This is a genomic window from Streptomyces sp. P3 (assembly GCF_003032475.1).
GTDB lineage: Bacteria > Actinomycetota > Actinomycetes > Streptomycetales > Streptomycetaceae > Streptomyces.
Genome location: NZ_CP028369.1, coordinates 9,725,023 through 9,749,505 on the forward strand (window position 1 = coordinate 9,725,023; position 24,483 = coordinate 9,749,505).

Annotated in this window: 24 protein-coding genes and 2 pseudogenes; 14 read left to right on the forward strand and 12 right to left on the reverse strand. The window is 71.3% G+C overall.

Going from position 1 to position 24,483, the window contains the following annotated elements; genetic code table 11:
- Window positions 1–633: a transcriptional regulator gene (locus C6376_RS43040; protein ID WP_107448601.1), complete on the reverse strand. Its 633-nt coding sequence runs from the start codon at window positions 631–633 to the stop codon at window positions 1–3.
- Window positions 630–1,784 carry a helix-turn-helix domain-containing protein gene (locus C6376_RS43045; RefSeq protein WP_107448602.1) on the reverse strand — a complete coding sequence of 385 codons (1,155 nt, stop codon included), beginning with the start codon at window positions 1,782–1,784 and terminating at the stop codon, window positions 630–632. Before C6376_RS43045 ends, C6376_RS43040 begins: the two co-directional genes overlap by 4 nt.
- 337 nt (window positions 1,785–2,121) lie before the next feature.
- On the opposite strand from C6376_RS43045, the gene C6376_RS43050 reads away from it, so the two are divergent.
- The gene (locus C6376_RS43050; RefSeq protein ID WP_254076306.1) at window positions 2,122–3,405 is read left to right on the forward strand and encodes an acyltransferase; all 1,284 of its coding nucleotides are present in this window, start codon (window positions 2,122–2,124) and stop codon (window positions 3,403–3,405) included.
- Between the two features lie 196 nt (window positions 3,406–3,601).
- Window positions 3,602–4,366, forward strand: a complete 765-nt coding sequence (locus tag C6376_RS43055) for a beta-glucanase (protein WP_107448604.1) — start codon at window positions 3,602–3,604, stop codon at window positions 4,364–4,366.
- A gap of 366 nt (window positions 4,367–4,732) precedes the next feature.
- On the opposite strand, the gene C6376_RS43060 is transcribed toward C6376_RS43055, so the two are convergent.
- Window positions 4,733–6,031: an MFS transporter gene (locus tag C6376_RS43060; protein WP_107449513.1), complete on the reverse strand. Its 1,299-nt coding sequence runs from the start codon at window positions 6,029–6,031 to the stop codon at window positions 4,733–4,735.
- 132 nt (window positions 6,032–6,163) lie between these two features.
- On the opposite strand from C6376_RS43060, the gene C6376_RS43065 reads away from it, so the two are divergent.
- The 4 genes from C6376_RS43065 to C6376_RS43080 all read left to right on the forward strand — a co-directional run bounded on the left by C6376_RS43065 (window position 6,164) and on the right by C6376_RS43080 (window position 9,216).
- Window positions 6,164–7,099, forward strand: a complete 936-nt coding sequence (locus tag C6376_RS43065; protein WP_107448605.1) for a LysR family transcriptional regulator — start codon at window positions 6,164–6,166, stop codon at window positions 7,097–7,099.
- A 159-nt stretch (window positions 7,100–7,258) separates the two neighbouring features.
- Window positions 7,259–8,119, forward strand: a complete 861-nt coding sequence (locus tag C6376_RS43070) for an endonuclease/exonuclease/phosphatase family protein (protein ID WP_107449514.1) — start codon at window positions 7,259–7,261, stop codon at window positions 8,117–8,119.
- Between the two features lie 34 nt (window positions 8,120–8,153).
- Window positions 8,154–8,669 (forward strand): DinB family protein, encoded by a 516-nt coding sequence (locus tag C6376_RS43075; RefSeq protein ID WP_107448606.1) that lies wholly within the window; start codon window positions 8,154–8,156, stop codon window positions 8,667–8,669.
- A gap of 4 nt (window positions 8,670–8,673) precedes the next feature.
- Window positions 8,674–9,216: a GNAT family N-acetyltransferase gene (locus C6376_RS43080; protein ID WP_107448607.1), complete on the forward strand. Its 543-nt coding sequence runs from the start codon at window positions 8,674–8,676 to the stop codon at window positions 9,214–9,216.
- Between the two features lie 153 nt (window positions 9,217–9,369).
- Here the strand turns inward: C6376_RS43080 and C6376_RS43085 are convergent, their stop codons facing one another.
- Complete coding sequence (locus tag C6376_RS43085; RefSeq protein ID WP_254076307.1) at window positions 9,370–10,002, reverse strand: hypothetical protein; 633 nt, start codon at window positions 10,000–10,002, stop codon at window positions 9,370–9,372.
- A gap of 396 nt (window positions 10,003–10,398) precedes the next feature.
- Here C6376_RS43085 and C6376_RS43090 point away from each other — a divergent pair, with 396 nt between their 5' ends.
- From C6376_RS43090 to C6376_RS43100, 5 genes and pseudogenes are all read left to right on the forward strand, one after another.
- Window positions 10,399–13,527: a tetratricopeptide repeat protein gene (locus tag C6376_RS43090; RefSeq protein WP_254076308.1), complete on the forward strand. Its 3,129-nt coding sequence runs from the start codon at window positions 10,399–10,401 to the stop codon at window positions 13,525–13,527.
- 21 nt (window positions 13,528–13,548) lie between these two features.
- A pseudogene (locus C6376_RS46065) lies at window positions 13,549–13,852 on the forward strand (molybdopterin dinucleotide binding domain-containing protein); the annotation flags it as partial.
- Window positions 13,853–14,074: 222 nt separating this feature from the next.
- On the forward strand, window positions 14,075–15,142 hold the full coding sequence (locus tag C6376_RS43095; protein ID WP_107448609.1) for a glycosyltransferase family 2 protein: 1,068 nt from the start codon (window positions 14,075–14,077) through the stop codon (window positions 15,140–15,142).
- A gap of 49 nt (window positions 15,143–15,191) precedes the next feature.
- Window positions 15,192–15,365, forward strand: a complete 174-nt coding sequence (locus C6376_RS44325) for a hypothetical protein (RefSeq protein WP_159083466.1) — start codon at window positions 15,192–15,194, stop codon at window positions 15,363–15,365.
- A gap of 7 nt (window positions 15,366–15,372) precedes the next feature.
- Window positions 15,373–15,996: a class E sortase gene (locus tag C6376_RS43100; RefSeq protein ID WP_107448610.1), complete on the forward strand. Its 624-nt coding sequence runs from the start codon at window positions 15,373–15,375 to the stop codon at window positions 15,994–15,996.
- 92 nt (window positions 15,997–16,088) lie between these two features.
- Here C6376_RS43100 and C6376_RS46070 read toward each other — a convergent pair.
- Window positions 16,089–16,204, reverse strand: a pseudogene (locus C6376_RS46070) (gamma-glutamylcyclotransferase); the annotation flags it as partial.
- Between the two features lie 39 nt (window positions 16,205–16,243).
- Window positions 16,244–17,239, reverse strand: a complete 996-nt coding sequence (locus C6376_RS43105; protein WP_159083467.1) for a hypothetical protein — start codon at window positions 17,237–17,239, stop codon at window positions 16,244–16,246.
- Window positions 17,240–17,563: 324 nt separating this feature from the next.
- Between C6376_RS43105 and C6376_RS43110 the strand changes: the two genes are divergently transcribed.
- Window positions 17,564–17,836 carry a DUF3253 domain-containing protein gene (locus C6376_RS43110; protein ID WP_107448612.1) on the forward strand — a complete coding sequence of 91 codons (273 nt, stop codon included), beginning with the start codon at window positions 17,564–17,566 and terminating at the stop codon, window positions 17,834–17,836.
- A gap of 286 nt (window positions 17,837–18,122) precedes the next feature.
- Here C6376_RS43110 and C6376_RS43115 read toward each other — a convergent pair whose 3' ends face one another.
- The 3 genes from C6376_RS43115 to C6376_RS43125 form a co-directional block, all read right to left on the reverse strand.
- On the reverse strand, window positions 18,123–18,572 hold the full coding sequence (locus tag C6376_RS43115; protein WP_107448613.1) for a spore-associated protein: 450 nt from the start codon (window positions 18,570–18,572) through the stop codon (window positions 18,123–18,125).
- A gap of 336 nt (window positions 18,573–18,908) precedes the next feature.
- Window positions 18,909–19,571 (reverse strand): response regulator transcription factor, encoded by a 663-nt coding sequence (locus C6376_RS43120; protein WP_107448614.1) that lies wholly within the window; start codon window positions 19,569–19,571, stop codon window positions 18,909–18,911.
- On the reverse strand, window positions 19,568–20,695 hold the full coding sequence (locus C6376_RS43125) for a sensor histidine kinase (protein ID WP_107448615.1): 1,128 nt from the start codon (window positions 20,693–20,695) through the stop codon (window positions 19,568–19,570). Before C6376_RS43125 ends, C6376_RS43120 begins: the two co-directional genes overlap by 4 nt.
- A gap of 229 nt (window positions 20,696–20,924) precedes the next feature.
- Between C6376_RS43125 and C6376_RS43130 the strand changes: the two genes are divergently transcribed.
- A complete protein-coding gene (locus tag C6376_RS43130) occupies window positions 20,925–21,374 on the forward strand; it encodes a DUF6223 family protein (protein WP_254076309.1) in 450 nt (149 codons plus the stop codon).
- Between the two features lie 116 nt (window positions 21,375–21,490).
- On the opposite strand, the gene C6376_RS43135 is transcribed toward C6376_RS43130, so the two are convergent.
- Both C6376_RS43135 and C6376_RS46075 read right to left on the reverse strand, forming a co-directional pair.
- Window positions 21,491–21,991: a GNAT family N-acetyltransferase gene (locus tag C6376_RS43135; RefSeq protein WP_254076310.1), complete on the reverse strand. Its 501-nt coding sequence runs from the start codon at window positions 21,989–21,991 to the stop codon at window positions 21,491–21,493.
- Window positions 21,939–22,094, reverse strand: a complete 156-nt coding sequence (locus C6376_RS46075; protein ID WP_254076311.1) for a hypothetical protein — start codon at window positions 22,092–22,094, stop codon at window positions 21,939–21,941. The genes C6376_RS43135 and C6376_RS46075 overlap by 53 nt, the downstream gene beginning before the upstream one ends.
- A 395-nt stretch (window positions 22,095–22,489) precedes the next feature.
- On the opposite strand from C6376_RS46075, the gene C6376_RS43140 reads away from it, so the two are divergent.
- A complete protein-coding gene (locus tag C6376_RS43140) occupies window positions 22,490–23,116 on the forward strand; it encodes a bifunctional 2-polyprenyl-6-hydroxyphenol methylase/3-demethylubiquinol 3-O-methyltransferase UbiG (RefSeq protein WP_107448616.1) in 627 nt (208 codons plus the stop codon).
- 9 nt (window positions 23,117–23,125) lie between these two features.
- Here C6376_RS43140 and C6376_RS43145 read toward each other — a convergent pair whose 3' ends face one another.
- Window positions 23,126–24,163 carry an Ig-like domain-containing protein gene (locus C6376_RS43145; protein ID WP_254076312.1) on the reverse strand — a complete coding sequence of 346 codons (1,038 nt, stop codon included), beginning with the start codon at window positions 24,161–24,163 and terminating at the stop codon, window positions 23,126–23,128.
- Between the last annotated feature and the right edge of the window lie 320 nt (window positions 24,164–24,483).

Here is a 24,483-nt window from a genome sequence, read left to right on the forward strand (position 1 = left end):
TCAGTGGCGTGGGATGCCGAGCGTGGCCAGCAGGTCCTCGTGGAGCTGGAACCACACGCTGTGATAGGAGGTCGTGCTGTCCGTCAGGTGCTCCCGTTCCCCGCCCTTCGCGCGGGCGAGCGCCGCGGTCAGCCGGACGGGGTACCGCTGGAACCGGGGCAACCCCGCGGACAGTTGCGCGCAGACGGGATCGGCACGCCGGTGGAAGTCCGTGAAACGGTCCAGGACCCGTGCGTCGTAGGCGGCGTCGGTGTGGTCGTTCATCGTCATGACGCCGTCGGCGGTGCGCGTCTGCCATGCCGTGCAGAGGTCGAGCAGTTCGGGATTGAGGACGAGGAACCGCTCGAACGCCGCGGTCACCGTGGCCCTGGCGCCGGTCCTCGCCAGCTCGTCGGCGATCCTTTCCGCGTCAGCGGTCCGGCCGGCCTCCGTGAGGCCCCATCCGCCGAAGTCGCCCGGGGTACGGGTGACGAGTCCCGCGACGGCGAGGTCGATCAACTCCGACTCCACGTCGGACTCGGCGAGCCCGGTCACCGCGGCGACCGCCGCCCGGCCGGAGAAGCCGGCGCAGCGCAGGGAGTGGAGCACCAGCAGGCCGGTGCCGGACGGCTGGGACGAAACGCGCTGCGTCATGGTGCGGCCCCATCGGGTGCGGTGTGGGAGAGGTACGGGCTCGGGCGGCCTGCGGAGGCGGTGGCGGCGGCATGTCCGGCGCCCCTGCCGTGGGCCCGGGCGACGAGCGTCCGCTGGCTTACGCGCACCGCGTGTTCGGCGGCGTCGTCGGCGTCCGGTACGCCGAGGGCGGACGCCAGCCGGCCGCCGTCGTCGAGGACGAGACGCAGACGCGGCCGTGCGTCCGGGGCGAACACCCGCCGCAGGCACCCGGCGAAGTCGTCGATCCGCAGCCGTACGAGGCGTCCGGTCTCGGCCGGGTCGGCCGTCGCCACGGCCACCGTGACCAGGTCACCGGCTCGTGCGGCACGGAAGCACTCCTCGACGGCCTCCAGCCGGTGGCTGCCGAGGACCACGATGACGCCGTCCTCGTCGAACCCGACCGGGCGGCCGCTGATCAGATCCCGCAGCTCGTCCGGCGGGGTCCACGGCTCGCGGCAGGCCTGGGCCGGGGAGATGTGGGGCAGGTGCGGGGGATCCCAGCGGTCGGCGAGTGCGAGGTCGCCGAGATGCGCGCAGGCATCGGCGATGTCGAAGGGATCGCCGGACACGAGCGACGGACCGACCGACGCGCCCGGCCCGTCCAGCAGTCTCAGCACCAAGTCCGCCCGCCGTACCTGCCGGACCGGGCGGGTCCCGGCCGGCGTCCGCGACTCCAGCGCGAGCGCCAGCAGCAGCGCCTCCAGCCGGGTCACCTGCCCGAACGCGGTACGGATCGGTTCGTCGTCGAGCACACCGGCCAGGGAGCGCAGCTGCAAGTGCCCGAGGGGTGCGTCGCCGACGAGGGGGAGTCGTTCGAGGCGGGCACGGGCGAACGCGCCGAGCGCCTCGGCCAGGGACGGGGCGGTGGACGGGACCGCAGACGGAACCTCCACGGTGACGCCGGGCTCGGCCACCTCGGCCCTGTCAGCCATATCGCCCAGCACCGCCAGATAGAGCGCGCGTTTGCTCGGGAAGTTGGAGTACACCGCGCCACGGGTCAACTCGGCCCGGTCGGCGATCTCGTCGACCTTCGCAGCCGCGTAGCCGCGCTCGGTGAACTCCGCCCTCGCCGCGGCCAGCACGGTCGCACGCGTGCGCTCCTGCTGCTGGGCCCGGGACAGCCGGACCATACGCCACCCCCTTCAGTCGCCGCTCGGAGGAAGGAAGAATACTCTGAACATCCCGATGATGTACACATCCGAACGGATGCGGACTGTCCCGTTGAACGGCGCAACGGGCCCCCGCGTACCAGTCCTCTGCGGGGGGCGCTGTGTCCCCTCCCGTGCACGGGAAGAGCGGGTCGGTGGACGTCCGCTGGTCACGCCGCCGCAGCGCGCGGCGACCGCGGGCCAGGTCGGCGCGCGACAATGCGGTGTCCGAGGAAAGAGTTGAAGGATTTCAGTGGATTCGAGCCGTGCGCTCCGTGGCGCTCTCGCTCCAGCCGCCCCACCGGCGCAGGAGAACAAGGTGAGCGGGTCACCCGTCCGTCGGCAAGTGCAGGGCCTTGACGGTCTCCGGGGTCTGGCCGCCCTCTATGTGGTGCTGTTCCACTGCTGGCTGTACACCTTCCCCGGATATCCCGACAGCTCCGCCCCTCGATGGCTCGACGGGCTGATGTACGGGCGCCTCGCGGTCGTCTTCTTTCTGGTGCTGTCCGGATTCTCCCTGGCGATTTCCCCGGCGCGTCACGGTTGGCGGTCGGAGGGGGTCGCCGAGTACATGCGTCGGCGCGCCTGGCGGATCCTGCCGCCGTATTGGGCGGCGTTGTGCATGAGCCTGGTCATCGCGTGGTTCGTGGTACCGGCATCGCATTCCGGACCGCCTACCGGCGGGTCCGTTCTGGTCTACGGTCTGCTCGGTCAGGACGTTTTCACGGCGCCGACCCCGAACGGCGCCTTCTGGTCGATCGCGGTGGAGGCGGAACTCTACGCAGTCTTCCCTCTCCTCCTGTTCGTGCGGCGGCGGACGGGCGCGGCTCTTCTGGTCGCGCTGGTGACCCTCCCGGTGGTGGTGCGCGGCCTGATGGCGCCGGGCGGAACCCCGGTGGAGGGCGAGAACTGGCTCACTCCGCATCTCGCGCCCGTGTTCGTCGTCGGCATGGTGGGCGCCGGAGTCGTCGCCGCGTCGGACCGGGTCCGGCGTCTGCCATGGGGATGGTTCGCCGTCCTGGCCGCCCTGCCCGTCCTCGCCCTCGGCGTCATCAAGGGTTCCGTGTGGACGCTGACGCACTACTTCTGGGTGGATCTCGCCGTCGCTCCCGCCATGACCATGCTGATCGCTGCCGTGGCCACCGGCGGACCCGCCGTCCTCGTGCGACTGCTGACCGCGCGCCCCCTTCGGATTCTCGGTGAGTTCTCCTACAGCCTCTACCTGATCCATCTGCCGATCGTCCTGGCCGTGATCCGGCGCGTGGCCCCGCATTTCGTGTCGCCGGGCCTGCCCACCTTCTGGTTCACGATCGTCCTTGCCCTGCCGGTCTCCCTGCTTGCGGCATGGCTCTTCTCCCGGCTTTTCGAGCTCCCCTTCAAACGGAACAGATCCTGGAGATCCCTGGTCGAAACGGGCCGTTCCCACTGGGCCGGCGGAAGAGGGGGAAGCCTTCGGCGACCGGCCGAGGGGCAAGCCGGCGAGAACCGTCGATCGGACGGGACTGAGGCAAGCGGCGCTCGTGCCGCTCGGCCCATGGTCACCGTGCGGGCCATGGGAATGAAGCCTTCGAAGGAATCTTCCCAGGAACTGCCGGGCGGGTGATTTCTCACCCGGACGACTGCGGTCGGGCGCCGGCCATGCCGAAAGGCGACGGGCGAGTCCCCTACGTCAAAGGCGGGATCGCCCCGTGGGACGGGAATCCGAGGTTCAACCGAGCGGTTCACTCGCGGGTGTTGTCATTGCCGTGGAATTCCTCGCCATCTGCATGCCGACGTCATATGCGGAGCAGCATCCGCGCATGGACAATCCTGCATGCGACGGAACGCCGTCGGCAGAGGGGATCCGGTCCGGACCCGAGATCGTCTTCACGGCGGACTTCACCTCCACCCGCCAATGGGTGGCGGGGCGTTCGTGGGCGTATCCGAACGGTGGACCGGTCAACCCCGGCGACAACAAACTCGATCACCTCACCGCTGATCCCTCCTACAGCCGCTCGGGCACCTTCCGCGCCACCCGCCGCGCGGACGGCTTCTGGAAAACCGGCCTGCTCACCACGGAGGGCAGCGAGGAGGACTTCACCGTCCGGGCTGGGGACGTGCTCGAGGCGCGGGTCAGGCTGCCGCGTGAGGTCGGGGCCTGGCCGGCCATCTGGACCTGGCGGGACGGCGATCAGGAGATCGACGTCTTCGAGTACCACCCCGACAACCCCGATCTCCTGGAGCTGACCAACAACGTTCGTGGCGGCAACCTCTACTACCGCGACTCTGCTGTCAGCCCCGGCGCGTGGATCGACCTGCGCGTCGAGTTCGGCTCCCGGTCCGTGGTCTGGTGGGTGAACGGCAGCCGGGTGTTCGCCGACCGCCGCGGCGTGGGACGTACCTGGCACGCCTACCTCATCGTCAACCTGTCGGTGTGCGCGGGCCGCTACCATCCGGCGCCGGCTCCGCAGGTGAAGGAGATGTCGTACGAGGTGCGGAACCTCGTGGTGCGGCGCCCCGCCGCGCTGGTGGAAGAGCAGTCCGACGAGCCCGAGGCCATGGCCGGGGGCGACGGACCGCCGTGACGGGGTCTGCGCGCCGCGGGCGGGCCGGGTGGGCCGCCCGCGGCGGCGCGGGGAGCTTCGCCGCCTCGTCACGCCCCGGGCTCCAGTCCGCCGTCGCCCGATCGCCGGCGGTGCGCAGCACTTCCGCCTCCGTGAGACCGGCGGCCTGCGCCGTCTCGTCGCGGTGGGACCACGGGTATCCGGTCCCGGCGCGCAAGGCGGTGCGCAGCGTCACCAGTTCTCGGTCCCTGGTGTTCAGTCGGCCGAACTCATTGTGCACGGGAGGCGCTTGGCCGCGCACCGGCCCACGGACGCCGGTGCGCGGCGGGGGAGCGTCCGGGTCGCAGCTTTCGCGGGTTCCGCGACTCGGCCGGCCGGCAGTGCCGGTCAACCCCTGGCGGGTGCCGGCTCCGGCCCCGGCGTGGACGGGAGCGCTCCTGCTCGACGCGGGAGCAGCAACGGGGTCGCCAGCAGCAGCACGCCGGCCAGGCCGATGGCGGTCCGCGGGCCGAGAAGGCCGCCGAGCACACCCCAGACGGCCGTGAGGAGAGCAGCGGAGGCTTTCGTCGTCACCGCCCAGGCGGACAGCGTACGGGTGACCCGGTCGGTCGCGGTGCGCTCGAGCCGCCAGGTGGTGTACACGGGGTTGAAGACCCCGCAGCAGAAGATGAGCCCGAATTCGACGCCGACGACCAGTAGCAGACCACCGGCACCCGGCCCCGGGAAGGCCAGACCGACCGGCCACAGGGCGCGCACCGCGCCGGACACGATGAGGACCCGGTGCCCGCCGAACCGGGTCACGAGCGGTCGGGCCAGCCGCGAACCGAGGAGCCCGCCGATCGAGGGCGCGGCGAACGCGAGGCCGTACTGCCACGGGGAGAATCCGAGCCGGCCGAGCATCAGGACGGCCAGCAGCGGCTGGGTGGCCATCACCAGCCCGTTGAAGAGGGCGGTGTTGAGGAACAACGGTCGCAGTGTGCTGTCGGCGAGGATGAACCGCCAGCCGCCGAGCAGGTCTCCGGCCCGCATACGCGTGTCCGCCCGGCGCTCCGGCCGCGATTCGTGTCCGCCCGCGGCGCGGATGCCGAGGGCCGAGAGCAGGTAACTGACCGCGTCCGCCGCCACCGTCGCCACCGGACCGAGCAGGCCGATCGCCATACCGCCCAGCGGCGGTCCGACGATCGTGGTCGTCCAGGCCGTGGACTCGAACCGGGCATTGGCGACGAGCAGGTCCTCGGCCGGCAGCAGCGTCTTCAGGTACGCGCCCGACGCGGCGCGGAAGGTGATGTCGGCCGCCGCGACGACGACGGAGACCAGCAGGAGCTGGAGGAAGGTGAGCACGCCGAGCGCGAACGCGGCCGGGATCGTCAGCAGCGCCGCGCACCGCACCAGGTCCATGCCGATCAGCACCGGGCGCTTCCGGCGGTATTCCACCCACGGGCCGAGCGGCACCGCCGCGACCGCGCCCACCGCAGCCCCCACGCCGGAGAGCGCGCCGACCTCGGCCGGCCCGGCGTGCAGCACCCGGAGGGCGATCAGCGGGAACGCGCCGAAGGCGAGCCAGGTGCCGAGGGCGCTGGTCCCGTACGCGCCCCAGATCCACCCGAACTGTCGCCCCAGCCGGTGACCCGGCAACCGCCCGAGTCGACGTCCGGGTAGCCGCCCGACCCGGTGCTTGTTCCGCATGTACGTCCCCTGGCTCTCGCCCTGCACAACCGATGCGCGATCGAAAGCATCAAAGCGATCGTCCTACCTGCGAAGCAAACAACCGTCGGGCTATCTGCAACAACCGACAGTTGTGTCCGTAGAGTGTCGCCCATGGACCTCGACACCGTGCGCACCTTTGTCGCCGCCGCCGACGCGGGACGGTTCCAGGAGGCCGCCGCCGAGCTCGCGATCACCCAGCAGGCCGTCTCCAAGCGCATCGCCGCCCTGGAGCGCGGTCTCGGGGTGCGACTGTTCACCCGCACCCCGCGGGGCGCCGGGCTCACCATCGACGGACAGGCGTTCCTGCCCCATGCGCGCGAGCTGCTGCGCGTCGCCGAGCGGGCGGCCGCCTCCGTGTGCACCGGCCGCCGTCCGCTGCGCGTCGACGTGCTCACCTCCCGCAGCGCGCAGTCGGGCCTGATGCGCGGTTTCCACCGCGCACACCCCGACATCGAGCTCGACGTGATGATGCTCTTCGACGTCGAGACGGCGGTCGCCGCCCTTCGGTCCGGTGCCCTCGACGCGTCCTTCCGCGCGGTCGCCGTGCCCGGCCGGCCCCTTCCCGACGGCATCGAGTCCGTCCGGGTGCTCGACGAGCCGCTCGAGCTCCTCACCGGCCCGGCGCACGCCCTGGCGGGCGCCAGATCGGTCACCGTCGCCCGGCTCACCGGGCACCGCATCTGGATGCCCGGCATCGTCCCCGGCACCGAGTGGGCCGCCTACTACGAGGACCTCGTCGCCGCGTTCGGCCTCACGATCGAGGCGACCGGCCCCAACTTCGGCTCCGACGCGCTCCTCGACACCATCGCCGACACCCCGGCCCTGGCCACCTTCATGGGCGGACGGACCCGCCTCGTCTGGCCGGCCGGGCACGGCCTGCGGCGCATCCCGGTGACCGACCCGACCCCCGTCTACCCGCACTCACTCCTGTGGCACCGTGACAACCCGCACCCGGCGCTGGCCACCCTGCGCGCCTACCTCGCCGCCACGGTGACCGGTCACGACGCCGCCGGGACCTGGACGCCCGACTGGGTCGTGCCGCGCTGAAGGCCGCCGGGGCAGTGCGCATGTCGCGGGGCGCCGACCGGGGGACCGGCGAAAGACCGAGGGCGGAGGTGGCTCACAGTTGTGTCCCGTAACCTCGGGCGTGCGGATGTCAGTTGAAGGATCATCGAGTTCGAGGAGGCGAGGGTGTTCGGACCGGGCATGCGATGGCTCGCGGGCGCCATGACCGTGGCCTGCGCGGTGCTCGTCGGCCCCAGCGCACCGAGTGACGCCCTCGCCGGCGGCTCACTGCCCGCCGACGCCGTCCGGGAGGTCGTGCCCCACCGGGTCATGACCTGGAACCTGTGCAACCCCTGCGAGGAGAGCAACGCCGACCGGGCTGCGGAGATCGCCAGGTATGCGCCCCAGGTGATCGGGCTGCAGGAAGCGTGCGCGGGTGACGTCGCGAGGATCCGGAACATGCTGGCGAGGCGTTACGGGCTCGTCTACCAAGTCGTGTACGGGTCGGTTCTCCAGGACTGGGGCCGCTGCGGGGGAGTGCCGTGGAACCCGGACGGTTACGGCCAGGCCTTGCTCTCGGCGGCGCCGATGACCGACCGGGTCATCGTGGAGTACCCCGACGGTGGCTCCGAGGACCGTGGGTACATGGCGGTCACCACGTCGGTGGGCGGCCGACCCGTCCGGGTCTTCAACACGCACCTCGCCGAACGACGTCAGGAATCGGTCCGCGCGGATCAGGTCGGCGTACTCGCCGCGGAGGTGGCCCGGCACGGCCGCGCGATCGTCCTCGGCGACTTCAACGCCGTTCCGGACGCTCCCGAACTCGCGCCGATGTGGGCACTGGCCACGGACACGGATTCCGAGTGCCGCCCCTCGCCCGCGGACGGCTGCCTGACGACCACCGACTGGCACAGCAAGTTCGACTACGTCTTCCTGCGTGGGGTCACCGCGCTCGAGCACCACGTGCAACCCTCCGCGTACTCGGACCACCATCTGCTCGAGACCGATCTGGACCTCGGTCGGGGTGTCGCGGCGGCTCCCGGAGCCGTGAGAAAACGGTGAGCGGTGCGCGGCGGATGTCGTTACTGTCGACGCCATGGTGCTCCCTTCCCGTACACGTCCCGCCTACGACGCCGATGAGCGGACGCAACTGATCGCCTGGTTGAACATGCAGCGGGCGCTCATCCACTGGAAGTGCGAGGGCCTTTCGGCCGAGAACGCGCACCGGGCCGTGATCCCGACGTCGCCGCTGATGACGGTCGCGGGACTGGTCTCCCACATGCGGTGGGTCGAGCACTGCTGGTTCGAGGTCGTGCACATGGGACGTCCGGCCACCGGCCCGCAGTTCGACGAGTCGGTCGACGACGCGGACATGCGCGTGGAGGGCGTACCGCTGGAGCAGTTGCTGCGCGAGTACAGCGAGCAGTGTGCAGTCTCGGACGAGATCATCGCGAGCCACCACCTGGACGACGCCGGACGCCAGAAGGAGTTCCGGGCCGGCGCCGCGACCCTGCGCTGGACGCTGATGCACATGATCGAGGAGACCGGCCGGCACGCCGGCCATCTGGACATCGTGCGCGAACTGCTCGACGGCAGCAAGGGATACTACTGAGCCGGTGGACGGGCTCGAGTACCGACGGTTCGTCGCCGCCGAGGTCGACTCGCTGGTGTGCTTCCTGACTCGAGACACCTGGCCGTTCCACGTCTCGGCCACCGTCGGACGGGACGAAGTGCACGCGTGGGCTGCCGCCGGTGTGTTCGACAGTGACGAGACCCGCACCTTCTGGATCACCGTGCACGGAGAAGCCGTCGGCCTGATCAGGCTCATGGACCTCGGCGACGGCACTCCGCTGTTCGACCTCAGGATCGCCTCGGATCACCGGGGCCGGGGCATGGGCCCACGGGCTCTCGCCTGGCTCACCCGGTACGTGTTCACCGAGTTCCCCGATGCCGAACGGATGGAGGGGACCACTCGGCAGGACAACGTGGCCATGCGGAGGACGTTCGAGAAGGGCGGATACGTCAAGGAAGCCCACCATCGCGACGCCTGGCCCGGAGCCGGAGGACGCCGCTACGACTCGGTCGGGTACGCGATCCTGCGCCGGGACTGGGCAACCGGCACGGTCACGCCGACGAACTGGCACGACGAGCGGCTCTGACCCGCTCCGAAGTCCCGCGCGGCCTTTCGCGGCAGGAAGATGCCGAGAAAAGCCGCCCCGAGTGCGAGCGGGATGAGGGAGAGGAGCCGTGCACGTTCCATGTGGGGTGCGAGGCGTCTGCCGGGGTGCCGGTTGGGCGGTGGCTGGTCTTCGCTACGGGGTGAAGACCTCGTCGAGGCGGTCGATGGCCCCGTCGTCCCCGAGGTGGTAGGTGAACACCAGCCCGGAGTCCGGGTGCGCCTCGAGCCAGTCGAGGAACTCCTGGACACCGATGGGCTGATTCTCGGTGCTCTCGACGATGGGGTTGGTCACGGTGATGTCCGCGGCCTGGTCCATCGGGATGTAGGTCTCCTTGCCCACTGTTTCGAAGGGCGCTCCGTCGGAGTCCGGCGTGCCGCATCCCCAGTTGCCGTGTCTGACGATCAGGCTCAGGGAACCCCCTTCCGGTGTGTAGCGGTAGACCGCGATCTCGTCGGGGGAAATGGGCATCTTGTGGTCGCAGCCGTCGTCGGTGCCGTCGCCCGCGACGGCCGGTGAGGCCGGCACGGGGGAGACCGGGGGCTTGGGGACGGCGGGGACGACGGCAGGGGACTTGACGCCGCCGCCCGCGCCCGAGGAGGCCGTCGCGGCGGGCTTCTCGGCCGAGGCGCCCGGGCTCGCCGTCGCCTTGTCCGCCGGGCCGCCGGCCGTTGTCGCACTCGGTGTCGCGTCACCGCCGGCATTCGCGGTGCCGCCGCCACCGGAGCAGCCCGTCAGGCCCAGCGCCGCCACGGCGCACACGCCCATCACGACTGCTCGGACAGAGCCCGGTCTGCGGCGGCTCTTCCTCGGCGTCAGATGCATGCTGCGTCCCCCGTCTTCTTCGTTCGAGATCTCCGTGAGCCCGACCGGCTCGAGACAGTGGACGAGTTTCGGCCGCCGATGGTTGCGTTTCCGGCCAGAATTCGTGGCGCGGCGTACGGGGCGGCGCCGACGTGCCCGGCGGGGGCGACGCCTGCCGCGATACGCCTGACGGCACGTGAGACGAGGATCTACGGTGAACCTTGCGAAAACCCTGTGACGGCCTTCCTGTGACGGCCCCGGAGCGAATGACGGAGGGCTGCGTGGAGTCCCGGCTCCCCCTCGGCGAAAGAGGTCCCCGCCGCGGTGGGCCGTTCCACCACCCGTACCGCGTGAGGCACCATGAACCTGCACCTGCTCGGACCCCTTGAACTGCGCATCGCGGGGAGTGTGGTCGACGTCGGGCAGCCGCGGCGTCGGGCGGTCCTCGCGGCGCTGGCCGCCGACGCCGGCCGGCCCGTGTCGGTGCACACGTTGGTGGACCGGGTCTGGGACACCGCGGCACCCGACGGTGCCCGTTCGGTCCTCTACTCGCACATCAGCCGACTGCGGCGGCTCCTGGACAGCGCGCAGTCCACGGCAGGCGGCGTCGACGCGGAGCCGCCCCTTGCGCCGCTTCGCATCCGCCGGACCTCCGGTGGCTATGTCCTGGAAGCGGACGAGCACACCGTCGACCTGCTCCGCTTCCGCTCGCTCGTCGCGCAGGGGCGCGAGCCGCACCTGTCCGACACGCACCGGGCGCACGTCCTGGGGGAGGCGATGCGGCTGTGGCGCGGCGTGCCGATGGCCGGACTGCCCGGCGCGTGGGCCGAGCGCACGCGGGCCGCCTGGACCCAGGAGCGCGTGGAGGCGGCGCTCGCCTGGGCCCGAACCCTGCTGCGGCAGGGCAAGCCCGAGGAAGTCCCCGCTGTCCTGCAGCCGTTGCTGGCGGAGCACCCGCTCTGCGAGCCGCTCGCCGTGGCGGTGGTCCGAAGCCTTGCCGCCGCGGGAAGAGCCGCCGAGGCGGTGCACGCGTACACCGTGATCCACCGGCAGCTCCGCACGGAGCTCGGCGTGGATCCGGGCCCCGAACTGCAGGCGGCGTACGAGGAGACGCTGCGCGACGCCGGACGGGTGGAGTCGTCGGGTAGCGGATCCGCCCCTGCCGCCGTCAGCACGCCGCACCCCGCCCCCGGCGCGGCCCTCGTGCCGATACCCGCACAACTGCCCATGGGTATAAGTCACTTCTGCGGGCGAGAGGAGCAACTGGCCGAACTCACACGGTGCCTGATCGGCAAGGACGGTCCAGCCGGTCCGGCCGCGGGGGAGTCGGGGGCGGCCGTGGTCGTCTCCGCCGTGTCCGGCACCGCGGGCGTCGGCAAGACCGCGCTGGTCGTGCGCTGGGCGCACCGGTTCCGTCAGGCCTTTCCCGACGGACAGCTCTACGTCGATCTCCGAGGCTACGATCCCGACGAGCCGCTCTCCGCGGCTCAGGCCCTCGCCGGGTTCCTGACCGCCCTGGGCGTGCCAGGCCAGGACATACCGCCGAGGCTCGACGACCGGGCGGCGCGCTACCGCACGGCGGTCGACGGACGGCGTCTGCTCATCCTCCTCGACAACGCGGCCTCCGCCGCACAGGTGCGTCCGTTGCTGCCCGGGAGCCCGACGTGCAAAGTGGTCGTCACGAGCCGGGACTCGCTGTCGTCCCTGGTCTCGGTCCACGGGGCGCACCGCGTGATCCTCGACGTCCTCTCCCCGGACGAGGCGCACACCCTGCTGCGCGCCCTGCTCGGATCGCGCGTCGACGCCGACCGCGCCGCCGCCACCGCCCTCGCGGAGCTGTGCGGATCACTGCCCCTGGCCCTGCGCGTGGCGGCCGAACTGGTGCTGTCCCGCCCCCGGGAACCGCTGGCCGACCTGGTGGAGGAACTACGGGATCACCGCCGGCGTCTGGACGTGCTGGATTCCGGCGACGGAGATCCCCGGGCGGCCGTACGAGCCGTGTTCTCGTGGTCCTACGACCGTCTTCCCGAGCCGGACGCGCGCCTGTTCAGGTTGCTCGGCCTGCACCCGGGGCCCGACGTGGACGCCTACTCGGCCGCCGCCCTGGCCGGCGAGACCGTGGAGCGTACGCGGCGGTCCCTGGACGTCCTGTCCCGCGCGCACCTAGTGCACCGCAGCGGTCCCGGCTGCCACGGCATGCACGACCTGCTGCGTGCCTACGCCGCGGACCTCACGAGCCGGCACGACGGGACGGCGGAGCGCGACGCCGCCCTCACCCGTCTCCTGGACCACTGCCTGGCGGCGTCGGCGGCGGCCATGGACGTGCTGTATCCCGCCGAACGGCATCTGCGGCCCGTCGTCGAGGCGCCCGCCGGCGCTCTGCCGCCGCTGCGCACGGCCGACGAGTGCCGGGCCTGGCTGCGTGCCGCCCAGCCCACCCTGGTGGCCCTGTGCTCCCGGACCGAGGAGCCCGGGCCGTCCCGGCACACCGTCCGGCTCGCCACCACGCTCCACCGCCACTACGAGCGTTCGGGGCACCTCGCCGACGCGATGACCGTGCACACGCACGCCCTGCGAGCGGCCCGCGCGGTGGGAGACGTCGTCGGCGAGGTCGACGTCCTGGTGTGCGTCGGCGCGGTCCACCGGCGGCTCGGCGACCACGAGAGTGCCCACCGCCACCACGCGGACGCGCTGGACTTGTGCCGTCGGGTGGGATACCGGGCCGGGGAGGCACGCCATCTCACCAACGTGGGCGTACTGCACGAGTTGCAGGGCCGGTACCGGGACGCGGCCGACCACCACGAGCAGTCGGTCGAGCTGTTTCGCGCGGTCGGTGACGTCCATGGCGAGGCCGACGCGCTGAACAACCTGGGCATCGTGCAGGAGTTGCTCGAGGACTACCAGGCGTCGATCGAGCGGTATCAGCAGGCGTTGGTGCTGTACCGGCGGACGGGTCACGCGTTCGGGGAGGCCAGCGCCCTCGGCAACCTCGGGATCGTGCTGGCGCGTCTGGGCGACCACGCCGCCGCTGCCGGCCGCTTCGAACGGGCGCTCGCTCTCTTCCGGCGGCTCGGGCACACCGGAGGAGAAGCGCACGCTCTGTCCAACCTCGGTGACGCACTGTGCCGCCAGGGTGAACACGAGGAGGCCGCCGAGCACCAGCGGCAGGCCCTCGTCCTCTTCCGGCGGACCGGGGAACCCTATGGCGAGGCGGGTGCCCTCAACGGCCTCGGCGAAGCCCTGCACGGCGCCGGGCGGCACACCGAGGCCCTCGACGCCCACGCGTCGGCGCTGGAAGTGGCCCGCGGAATCGGCGAACAGGAGGAGCAGGCCCGCGCGCACATCGGCGCGGCCCTCGTCCGGCAGGGCCGGGGGGAGCGGGCGCGGGCCGTCGACCACCTTCGCCAAGCCCTGTCCCTGTACACCGCCCTGGGATCTCCACGCGCGGAGGAGACACGCAAGATGCTGCTGTCCGTGACGGCCGACTAGCCCGTCCCGGTCCGGCGACCGACCCGTCTGGTCGACGAACCGGACGCCGCGGCGCCGGGCCCGTTCGTGGAGCCGCACCCGCAGGTTCGCGGAGCGGCTGGGCGCGACGGAGGGGACGCGGCCGGCGGTCGTCGCGCGCCGCGGCCGCGCGGTGACCCGGGTCCGCAGCACCACCCCCGTCCGCCCGGACATCGTCGTCATGCCCTTCCGCCGGCCCCGGGCGAGGGACGCGCCGATTCGCTGACCGACCCAGCCCCGACCCGACCTTCCGCACGCCGGCGTTTTCAAGGCGTGCGCGGTCCGGGTGGCGTCCGTAAAGGAGTGAGCCGCGGCCGCGCCGCGCAGCCGCTCCCCGCGCCTCGTGCACCTCCCGCACCTGCGTCCTGACCTGCCCGGCCGGCCCGAGCACCCGTTGCGTCCGGTCGGCACTTCGCCGTGCGCTCAGCGCATGTTTTGACCTTACGAGCTAAGTGGCGTATGTATGTATACATCGTAAATTTACAGCAGAGAGCCAGCTAGGACGGGTCGACGGGCAAGGGACCGAGTCATGATCAATCTCCCCCATGTGATCGCGCTGATCCCCGCATACAAGGAGACCGACTCCCTCGGTCATGTCCTTGACGCGCTGCGGAGGCAGACGCACCCGGCGGATCGCGTCATCGTGACCCTGGACCCGCACAAAGACGCGCGAAGGACCGGGGAGCTGGAACGGATTTCGCGCGAGGCGGGTGCCGAGGTCTGGCATTCGAGCGGCAATCGCTTCAAGAAGGCGGGCAACCTCAACGGGGCGCTGGACAGGCTCCTGCCGACCCTCGCCGACGACGACGCGGTCCTCATCCAGGACGCCGACACCTATCTGGATCCACACTTCCTCGAGGTGACACGCAAGAGGATGAGCCAGGGCTACGGCGCCGTGGGCGGGAACTTCCGCGGCCGCTCGGGAGGGCGTCTGTGCGGCGCGTTCCAGCGCAACGAGTTCGCCCGCTACGCACGGGACACGGCACGCAAGAGCGGCAAGGTGCTCTGCCTGACGGGCACCGCCTGCCTCTTCCGGGTGAAGGCCCTGAAGGACGTGCTCGCCGCCCGGGACAGCGGAAGGCTGCCGGCGGCCGACGGCGTCTACGACACGAAGGCGCTGACCGAGGACAACGAACTCACCCTCGCCCTCAAGCATCGCGGCTGGCGCATCGTGGCCCCGGCGCGCGCGACCATGACCACCGAGGTCATGGAGACGTGGAGGGCCCTGGCCAAGCAGCGGCTCCGCTGGAAGCGGGGTGCACTCGAAAACCTGTTCGGCTACGGTCTGACGCGCCACACCATGGAGGGGTGGGCCAGACAGGTCATCGCCTTCCTCGGGGCGACCGTGTCGACCGTCTACGTGGGTTCCGTCATCTGGTTCCTCGTTGTCGGAGCGGGTCTGCGGATCACCCCGTTCTGGATCGCCTTCACGGCCTTCTACGCCATCGAGCGGGCCGTCACCGTGAAATCCCGGGGCTGGCGGGCGGCACTCGCGTCGATGCTGGTCATACCGGAGTGGTTCTACGACCTGTTCCTCCAGGGCGTGCACATCCGTGCGCTCGCGGACGCGGCTCTGCAGAGGGAGCGCTGTTGGTGAAGCGAACGCTGTTGGTGAAGTGACGAGCAAGCAGGAAAGGGAGAAGGAAATGGCGAACTACTCAGGCGCAGGCACCACGGCGGCCGGCACCGGCGCGGCAGGAGTGCTGCCCGTCACCGGCGGACCCGGCAGCCTCTGGTTCTGGATCGTCGTGTTCGTTCTGGTCTCCGCGGGATGCGCCGCTCTGCGACTGGTGCCGCGCAGGACCCACGAGGACTCGTGACAGTCCCATGAGAAACGCACTGCGTCTGCTGGGCATCGGCCTGATACTCGCCGGTATGACCCTGGGGGGCTTCAAGGTCTTCCAGGACTGGCGGTCGGACCATGCGTACATGCACGCCCAGCAGGCCCTCCGGGAAGAGTTCCAGAAGTCCGCTGCTCATCCGAAAGCGGCTCCGGAGAAGAAGCCCGCCGCTCATGAGGGGCAGGCACTCGCGGTGCTCCGGATTCCACGGTTCGGTCCGCAATACGCACCTGTCGTGGTCCAGGGCGTGTCCCAAGCCTCACTACGAAAGGGTCCCGGTCACTTCCCGGGGACCGCGATGCCCGGGGAGACCGGCAACTTCGCGCTCGCCGGTCACCGCACCGGCTGGGGACAGCCGTTCAACCGGCTCCCCGAACTGAGGAAGGGCGACGCCGTCACGGTCGAACGGCAGGGGAAGTCCGCCACCTACCGGGTCACCCGGACCAAGGTCGTGAAGCCCACCGACGTCGGTGTCGTCCTTCCGGTGCCGGACAGGCCGGCGGCCGAGCCCGACAAGGCCCGGATCACCCTCACCACGTGTACGGACCGCGGCCCCGACGGCACCTACGTCCACCGGTTCGTCGTCTGGGGCGAACTGGCCGAACGGTGATCGAGCCCCCACCCGACCTCCGCCCCCGCCCCTTCCCGATCCCATCGGCGCGTGCCGGTGGGATCTCCGCGTTCACCCCCCCCCGGTCCCCGCCAGTGACCGCTCTCGATGAGCCTGCCGCGGGCCGCAGCCGGGTGGCGACCGCAGGCGCGGCCACGAACACCCATGCCCACAGGGCCCCGCCGTCACCGAGGCGTGTCACCTCCCTCGTCCGCACGAGCGCGGAGGGGCGAAGGGTGGGCCGGTCTCAGTCGGGCCGGCCGAGATCGTTGGTCTGGTCGCTCGTCGAAGGACCGGTGCTCCGCCACTGCGCGGGACTCACCAGACGGGTCCGCGCGGCCAGTCGGCGCAGGGCGTCGACGGCTCCCCGGTCGAGTTGCGCGCCGCTGTAGCCGACGTACGCGACGACGCCCGGTGCCGGCTCCCAGGCCAGTGCTCCGTTGCCGCCGAACGCCGACGTGACGACCGCGGGTCTGCCCTGCACGGTCCCGGCCGGCCGGGCGCCCCCGGCGTACAACGCGTCTTCGAAGCCACCGCATCGGGCCACGCCGGTGAAAGTCAGGCCGCCGGAGAGCTCGTCGGTCTCCCCAGTCGCGTGGGAGCGGTAGCGGGCCTCGTTCACCTGGGCCGGCCACAGGGTGCCGGTGGCCGCTACGGACAGCCCGCGTGGTGCGTCGACGTGGGGGCGGCCGGATTCGACGCGGGTGGCGGCCGCGACGGCGATCAACTCGGACCGCGGCAGATCACCTCGGACCCGGGCGTACGAGCCCGCGACCGGCCAGACGACCTCCCGCGCCAGGGCCCTCCCCGACACGCCGCCGACCCGGACCGCTCGTCCCCCTGACGGCGCCGTCACGGGGAAGGTGACCACCGCGCCGTGCCGTCCCAGAGAGCCGCTTGCGTCCGAGCGCCGCACGACCACGGTCAACGGTCCCGCGCCTGCCGAGCGGTCACGCTTGATCAGCGTCGCGCCCCGCGGCAGCGGTACTCCGGCGATCACCAGGCCCGGCGTCTGCCCCGCTCCGACAGGCGCGTTCGGGCCGTGGGGAAACGTACTGCCCGAGGGCGCCGCCGCCGACGGGCTCCCGGGTGCCGACGGGCGTCGACCGTCGGGCTCGTCCACTACGGTCACGATCCCCAGGACGATCGCCGCGGACGACACCACGGCCACGGCCACGGCGGTCAGCCGGCGCGACGGTCTCCAGGGCGGTCGGTCCGGGCCACTGCTGAGCACATCCCCCATGCCCGCAGTCTTCCCCATTCGTCGGCGGCCCAAGACCCCCGAACCCGTGCGGTCCCCCTGCCCGCGCCTCGGCTTCCGCGGACAGACCTGGCGCATTGCGTGCAGGTCGGGTCGCGCAGGCACCCGCCTGCCGCAGCAGCCGCTGGAGCTCCCGGGAAGGGCGTTCTGATGGATCAGGACGTGCGTTGTCGCCGTCGGGAACTGTTCCCGCCGGTCCTGCCGTTCCTGCTCGCCGTGACGGCCGCCCGCTGCGTCGCCTTCCGGCCGTCCGCCGCGCAGGACCGCCGCTGTCCCGCCACGAGCCGAAGGTCGGACAATAGTCATATGACGGACATCGAGCAGCGGACCGGGCGGCGTTTGGAGCGGGCGATCCTCGAACTGCTGGAGCGACGCGGCCCGACGGCCACCATCTGCCCCTCCGACGCCGCGCGGGCGGTGTACGAAGGGGGCGACGACGGCTGGCGAGCTCTCATGGAACCGGCCCGTCGTGCCGCCCGGCGGCTGGTCGCGGCCGGCGAGGTGGAGATCACGCAGGCCGGCCGTCCCGTCGAGCCGACGGAGGCCCGAGGCCCCATCCGGATCCGGCGCGCCAGCTGAGTGGACACCGGCCCCGGATCCGGGCGCGCCCCGCGGGCCGGTCCGCGTCCAGCGCGAGCTCGACACGGAACCGTCCTACGGGTGCGCTCGCCTCGGAGGGTCCGGCGTGCGGACCATGCGCGCCGCCCTGGCGGAACCGAGCCGGTTCCGCCAGGGCGGGCCGAGCCGACACCACCTCCTGTGCGGCCCTCGGCACGTCGTCGTCCCGTCGGCCGTCGACGGGCGTTCCCCGCAGGACGGAGCCGACGGCACGCCGGATGCGGCGGCCGGACAGGAAGAGCGGGTGTCAGCGGGTGTAGGTGACCCGGTGCTCCCGCAGGGAGCCGCAGTTGGAGCCGGACACCTGGACGTACACGTTCTTGATGTAGCCGCCCCAGTCGACGCACTGGCCCTTGCCGTAGATGTACGTCGGCCCCGCGTAGGACGTGTAGGTCCCGTAGTCACCGTCGCTGTGGTCGGTGGCGGGGACGTAGATCCACGCGGACATGTCCACGGCGGTACCGGGGTTGCTGCGGATGGTCGTGACGCAGTTCTTGCCGTTGGCCGCGTTGTACGTCAGGTAGACGGTGCCCAGCGAGCCGACGGGCGCGGAGTTCACGGTCTTGTAGGCGCTGCCGCACACCTTCTGCGGAGTGGTGTTGGGTGCGGCGGACGCGGGTGCCGCCAGAGCGGTCGTGGCCCCCAGCGACAGCGCCGCCAGCGCCGTGGCGCCCAGCATGGAGTGAGTGAAGCGCATATTTCCCCCTTGTGATCTTACGACTTGGTTACTCCTGCCTTATGTGACCCGCGGGCCATCTGGATGGTTGTGCCGGGTTGGCGGGGTTTTTCGGCCATAACGTGTGGCGCGGCAGGCCGAATTGGGACGCAACCAGGGGCCCCTTCCCGCGTTGTCGGCCTTCGATCGCGCGCCGGGACGCCGGGCACGGAGTGGCGGAGGAAGAACGCGTGTCGGAGGTCCTGGCAGACGTGGTTGAACAGTGACTTTCGGCTGGGTGTGCGCAGCCGCAGCCCGACGAGGTCCCGGCCGGTGAGTCGGGTCAGCGTAGTGGCACGGTCCACGGCGTGCGGGGGGTCAGGAGCAGTGCGGAGTAACCAGGCCGGATTCGTAGGCGAGGACCACCAGTTGGGCGCGGTCGCGGACGTGGAGCTTGACCATGGCCCGGTTGATGTGGGTCTTGGCGGTCGCCGGGCTGATGACCAGGCGGTCGGCGATCTCGTCGTTGGACAGACCGTGGGCGGCCAGGGCGACCGACTCGCGTTCGCGGCTGGTCAGAGCTTCCAGCCTGCCGCCCATGCGGGCCGGCGGCGGCTGGGTGACGTATCGGTCGATGAGCTTGCGGGTGATGGCGGGCGCGAGCAGGGCGTCGCCGCGGGCGGCGACACGTACGGCGTGCAGGAAGTCCTCCGGCAGGATGTCCTTGACCAGGAAGCCGGCGGCGCCGGCGCGCAACGCGTCGAAGACGTACTCGTCCATGCCGTAGTTGGTCAGCATGACGACGTGTACGCCTGCCAGGGTCGGGTCCGCGGCGATGAGCCGGGTCGCTTCGATGCCGTCCATGACGGGCATCTGGATGTCGATGAGAGCGACGTCGGGCAGCCGCTCCCTGACCAGCGCGAGGGCCTCCTGGCCGTCGGCGGCCTCGGCCACGACCTCGATGTCGTCCTCGAGGTCGAGCAGCGCGCGGAATCCGCTGCGGATGAGCGGCTGGTCGTCGACCAGCAGGACCCGGATCACGAGGCTCCGTTCGTGGGGAGTTCGGCCTGGACGGTGAAGCCGCCCGCGCTGCGCGGCTCGGTGCGCAGGCGGCCGCCCAGGGCCGTGACGCGTTCGCGCATACCGAGCAGCCCGAGCCCGGGCGTCGGTGTGGGATTCAAGGAGGCCTTTCCGTTGTCGTCGACGCGGACGGCGAGGGCGTCAGGTCGGTAGTCGATGGTCACTGAGGCAGTGGTTGCCGCGGCGTGCCGGGCGATGTTGGTGAGCGACTCCTGAACGATTCGGTAAGCGGTACGGCTCACTGCCGCGGGCACGGCGTAAGGATGTCCTTCCATCGTCAGCGTCGTCTCGAGACCGGTCGTCCGGAACCCCTTCACCAGGGTGGGGATGTGGTCGAGACCGTGCGGCGGGGTGGTGTCGTCGTCGCGCAGCGCCTCGAGGGTCGCACGCAGCTCCCGGCTCGCCTCCCGGCCCGCCTCCTGGATGGCGAGCAGGGCCTCCGGCACCTGCTCGCCGCGGCGCCGGGCCACATGGACGGCGACCTCGGACTGCACCTTGACGACCGAGATCTGGTGGGTGAGCGAGTCGTGCAGCTCCCGCGCGATGCGCAGCCGTTCCTCGTCCGCCCGGCGGCGCGCGGTCTCCTCGCGGGTGCGCTCGGCCTCGTCCGCCCGCCGTTCGGCCTGCCGCACCGCCTCCCCGGCGGCGAAGGCAGCGATCAGCCAGGCGAGTTCAAGGGTGTTTCGCGCCTGCGCCACGACCTCGCGAGGGGTCCCGTCATGAAGGACCAGGGCCGTGAGGTGGAGCAGGGCCACCAGGCCCACGGAGACAGCCAGCGTGACGGCACGGTGACCGGCGCGTACCGCGCCGTAGACGGCGACCAGGTAAGAGACGGCGAGGGCCTCGAACCCGGTCCCCAGGTAGCCCACCGCGCACAGCCCGGTGACGGCCAGGACCACGAGCGGTACCCGGCGGCGCGCGGCCAGCGCCAGCCCGCCGGCCGCCAGCAGAGCGGAGCCGAGCAGCTCGCGTCCTCCGGACGGGTGTGGCCCGGACAGCCCGGTGCCCAGCAGCAGTGCCGCCACGCCCAGGGCGGTCGCCCAGTCGGTGACCGCGGCCGGGACAGCGAACCGACCTTTGTCCATGGGCACACCGTAACCGGACGAGGTGGCGGGCAAGTCCGGCTCGTGGACGAGTGGTCGTCTACCGCATGCGCGGTATCCGCACCCCGCCTGCCGCATCCGCGGTATCCGGATCCCGCGGATGCGGCAGCGGGAAGTGCCTGCGTCCGCCGGACGACCGGCCGGAGCCCCGGCGTGCATGCTCTGGGCACATCGGACCTCGCAGTCAACGACGGAGCAGGAGGAAAGCGGCATGAGCGCTTCAGCAGCACTGATGGCGGCCGCCGAGGGCGGGATCATCGGCGACGGGCGGACAGGGGCCAACCTGGCCCTCGGAGTGGGGGCATTGGGGCTGGCCTTCGGCTGGCTGGCCTTGGCCCGTGCCGGCCGCCGGATCAGCACCGGCAACGCGCGCACCGTCGGGACGGCGGCCATCGCGGTGGGAACGGTCGGGACGGTTCTCGCGGTGCTGCACCTTGCCACCGTCACCGGCGGCCCCGGCACCGGCAACGGACTCCTCGGCGCCGTCGTGGCCACCCCGCTGGGATTGGGCGCCGTACTCCTCGGCCGCAAGGCTCTGACCCGCTGCCGCCGCGCGTCGGACCCCGTGGGCTGCGACACCGACGGCCGGCACCGCAGCCCCGAAGGCCACCGAGGACAGGGGGAGGGCGAAGGGACGCCGGTCGATCGTCTCTCCCTCTAGGAAGTGCGCGCTCGCTGCTGCCGCGCCCGGTCCTCCCGGCGTCGCCTCGAGCATCTGCGGTTCACAGCGGCACCCCATCGTCGGCGGGGACCGTACGCGCCGGTCCCCGGCTCATCTCAGAACGTCGAACGGCCATGGACGCGACGTTCGGTGAGGTCTGACCCCCTGTCAGCGGCTGCTTCTTTCGGCAGCCCTGCTGCGTAGATCCAGTCGAGGCCGTCGTGTCCGGTGTCGTCGAGCTGCTCTGCTCGGGTCAGACCGGCGCGCAGTGCCACGTGTTGCGAGGCGATGTTGGCCGGCCGGACGCGGGCGATCACCGGGAGTTCGGGAACGTGGCGGGATGCCCAGGTCGTGACCGTCGCTGCGGCCTCGCTCGCGAAGCCCTGGCCCCAGGACGAGACGGCGAAGCGGTAGAAGAGGTTCAGGACTTGCATGCCGTGCAGTTCCATGGGCTTGATGCCGCAGAATCCCAGCTGCGGGGCCAAGCCGTGGCGTCGGACGACCCAGTACCCGTATCCGCACCGCCGCCACTGGTCGTCCCAGCGGCGAAACAGTTCCCTGGCCTCATCGGACCGGGAGCGCGTCCGAGGGGTTGTGCAGGCACGTTTCGGGGTCACGGTGGATCGCGAAGATCGCGTCGATGTCGGATTCGACCGGACGCCACAACGACAGTCGGACGGTCTGCAGTCGTCCGTCCGCGGGGTTCAGGTCACTCATCATGTGCAGATCGTAGAAGTGCGTCAGTCGGTCTTCGGCCTTGCCCGGCAGTCGGTCCATGTGCGGGCCCGGTGGGTCTGGCGGGAAGTCCGCCTTCGGCTCGACCGTCGTCTGATCTGAGACTCCCGGAAAGGGCGACGAGCGGCACATCGACCACGGCCACGCGTGTCGCCCTCGTGGCACAACCGGAGAGGAAGGAGGCGACCGTCAGCGACACCGGCGGCGAGTTCGTCCCGATGACCACGGTCGTCCGGCATGATCCATGACCGCGACCGCGGATTCCCCGCGAAAGGCCGACGACCGCTCAAGCCGTGAATCCACATGATCGACAACTATTGCCGGGAACTCCGGAACTCTCCGCACCGATCTGTTCGGCTCCACCGGAAGGTACGCAGACCATGAGCAGCAATGACGACCGTTGGGCGAAGCTGACAGGCGGGGAAGCGGGGGAGGAGTATGCCCGGCGGTTTGCGCGGTTGGCCGCATCAGGGCAGGACATCCACGGCGAGGCCGCCTTCTGCGACGCGTTGCTGCAGCCTGCCGCCCGAGTACTCGACGCGGGCTGCGGCACCGGGCGTATCGCCATCCGGCTGGCGGAGCTGGGGCACCGCTGCACGGCCGTGGACGTCGACCGTTCGATGCTCGCCGTCGCCCGCCGTGACGCCCCCGCGCAGGAATGGCTCCACGGTGACCTGGCACACCTGGACCGCCTCGGTCTGGAACCCGGCTTCGATCTGGCGCTCGCGGCCGGAAACGTCGTCCCCTTGCTGGCCCCGGGTACCGAACCGGCTGTCGTGCGGCAGCTTGCCGCCGTACTGCGTCCCGGCGGACTGCTTATCACCGGCATGGGGCTGGACGCGGAGCACCTGCCGCTGCCGGAACCGACGGTGACGCTGGAGGAGTTCGACGACTGGTGCACACAGGCCGGACTGACCCTGCGCCAGCGCTTCGCCACCTGGGCCGGCGACCCCTACCGTCCGGGCGGCGGCTACGCCGTCAGCGTGCACGCCCGCCCCGTCGACTGAAACCCGAGTTCAGGCGTCGTTCGCGCCCGGACCGGAAGACGCGGCAGGGGCGGACGCGGCGGCACGCACCACGGTCGTCCCCTGGCCGGAGGCGCTGCCGGCGAGCCACTGGTCCCATCCGAGGTTGAAGTCGGCGTAACCGTTGTCGGCCGAGGCCTTGGCGCGCGGAGAGCCGGTGATGGTGACCGGATCGCCCTGCTTGACCTGGTCGTAGAACCACTTGGCGTCCGAGAGGGACAGGTGGACGCAGCCGTGCGAGCCCCGGGCGCTTCCACTGCCCGGATTCGGGTCGCCGGTCGAGTAGTGCACGTAGGTGCCGGACTGGGTCAGATGGACGTCCCAGGGCAGCGTCAGGTCGTAGTAGTTCGGGCTCCCCTTGTCACAGCTGATACCGACGCTGCAGGAGGTCATGTGGACCTTCTCCTGCTTGTCGATGACGGCCATCGTGCCGTTCCACGTCGGATACCGGTCACTGCCCGCGTTGATCGACAGGTTGCGCAGCGTGCTGCCGTTCCGGGTCACCTTCATGGTGTGGCCGGTCACCGAGACGTCCGCGCGCACGTCGTCACCGATCTTGAAGGTGTGCGTGTAGCTGCGCACGCCGAAGCGCCCGTTGCCGTTGCCGACGCCGTTCATGTCGGCGTCGATGTGCACCGTCGTGCCGGAGGGCCAGTACGTCTTCGGGCGCCAGTCGGCGCGCCTGTCGCCGAACCAGTGCCAGGCGCCCACCACCGGTTGCGAGGTGCTGACCTTCATGTGCTTCTCGACCGCGACCCGTGCCTTGGCCGCCACCGGATCGGTGAAGACGACCGAGATGGGCATGGCGACGCCGACTGTGGTGCCCGTCTGCGGGGTGATCGTCTCCAGCAGCATCGGCGGGCCCGCGGGCTTCTTCGGCGAGGGCGACGAACTGGCGCTCGGGCCTCCCGGCGCCTTCGCGTCTCCTCCGTCCGCCCTGTCACCGCCGCCCCCGCCGCAGGCACTCGCGCCCACCAGCATCACACCCGTGACCAGTGCGATCCCTATGCCGCCCTTGCGCCGTCCCACGACGTGCCCCGCTCTCTCGGTCCTCGGCCCTGACAGGCCCGACGCATGGTGAGACAGCCGTGGCGCCGTCCCCAGTTGCACGTGTCGCGTAAAACGTGTCCCAAGACTCGGCGCGGCCCGATCCGCGAGGAGGACCGCGGTCGGCCGGAAATGGGTTTGAGCGAGGCGGCGTCCCGCTGCTACTTTCGCCGTGGACCGTGAAATCGTCGTATGGAGGTGAGACCCGTGAACACAGTTACCCATGGGTGCTCCCTCAACCCGTCACGGTCCGGCGGCTGACGTCCGGTGTCGCCAGGAGCGCCTGAGATCGAGGCACTCCT

Bases quoted from the DNA above. Each gene is read 5' to 3' on its own strand.
- C6376_RS43130 (WP_254076309.1), top strand. From the start codon at position 20,925: ATGAGCGCTTCAGCAGCACTGATGGCGGCCGCCGAGGGCGGGATCATC.
- C6376_RS43095 (WP_107448609.1), top strand. From the start codon at position 14,075: ATGATCAATCTCCCCCATGTGATCGCGCTGATCCCCGCATACAAGGAG.
- C6376_RS43100 (WP_107448610.1), top strand. From the start codon at position 15,373: ATGAGAAACGCACTGCGTCTGCTGGGCATCGGCCTGATACTCGCCGGT.
- C6376_RS43125 (WP_107448615.1), bottom strand. From the start codon at position 20,695: ATGGACAAAGGTCGGTTCGCTGTCCCGGCCGCGGTCACCGACTGGGCG.
- C6376_RS43060 (WP_107449513.1), bottom strand. From the start codon at position 6,031: ATGCGGAACAAGCACCGGGTCGGGCGGCTACCCGGACGTCGACTCGGG.
- C6376_RS43040 (WP_107448601.1), bottom strand. From the start codon at position 633: ATGACGCAGCGCGTTTCGTCCCAGCCGTCCGGCACCGGCCTGCTGGTG.
- C6376_RS43115 (WP_107448613.1), bottom strand. From the start codon at position 18,572: ATGCGCTTCACTCACTCCATGCTGGGCGCCACGGCGCTGGCGGCGCTG.
- C6376_RS43140 (WP_107448616.1), top strand. From the start codon at position 22,490: ATGAGCAGCAATGACGACCGTTGGGCGAAGCTGACAGGCGGGGAAGCG.
- C6376_RS43075 (WP_107448606.1), top strand. From the start codon at position 8,154: ATGGTGCTCCCTTCCCGTACACGTCCCGCCTACGACGCCGATGAGCGG.
- C6376_RS46075 (WP_254076311.1), bottom strand. From the start codon at position 22,094: ATGATGAGTGACCTGAACCCCGCGGACGGACGACTGCAGACCGTCCGA.
- C6376_RS43055 (WP_107448604.1), top strand. From the start codon at position 3,602: ATGGACAATCCTGCATGCGACGGAACGCCGTCGGCAGAGGGGATCCGG.
- C6376_RS43090 (WP_254076308.1), top strand. From the start codon at position 10,399: ATGAACCTGCACCTGCTCGGACCCCTTGAACTGCGCATCGCGGGGAGT.
- C6376_RS43110 (WP_107448612.1), top strand. From the start codon at position 17,564: ATGACGGACATCGAGCAGCGGACCGGGCGGCGTTTGGAGCGGGCGATC.
- C6376_RS43105 (WP_159083467.1), bottom strand. From the start codon at position 17,239: ATGGGGGATGTGCTCAGCAGTGGCCCGGACCGACCGCCCTGGAGACCG.
- C6376_RS43045 (WP_107448602.1), bottom strand. From the start codon at position 1,784: ATGGTCCGGCTGTCCCGGGCCCAGCAGCAGGAGCGCACGCGTGCGACC.
- C6376_RS44325 (WP_159083466.1), top strand. From the start codon at position 15,192: ATGGCGAACTACTCAGGCGCAGGCACCACGGCGGCCGGCACCGGCGCG.
- C6376_RS43070 (WP_107449514.1), top strand. From the start codon at position 7,259: ATGCGATGGCTCGCGGGCGCCATGACCGTGGCCTGCGCGGTGCTCGTC.
- C6376_RS43085 (WP_254076307.1), bottom strand. From the start codon at position 10,002: ATGGGCGTGTGCGCCGTGGCGGCGCTGGGCCTGACGGGCTGCTCCGGT.
- C6376_RS43065 (WP_107448605.1), top strand. From the start codon at position 6,164: ATGGACCTCGACACCGTGCGCACCTTTGTCGCCGCCGCCGACGCGGGA.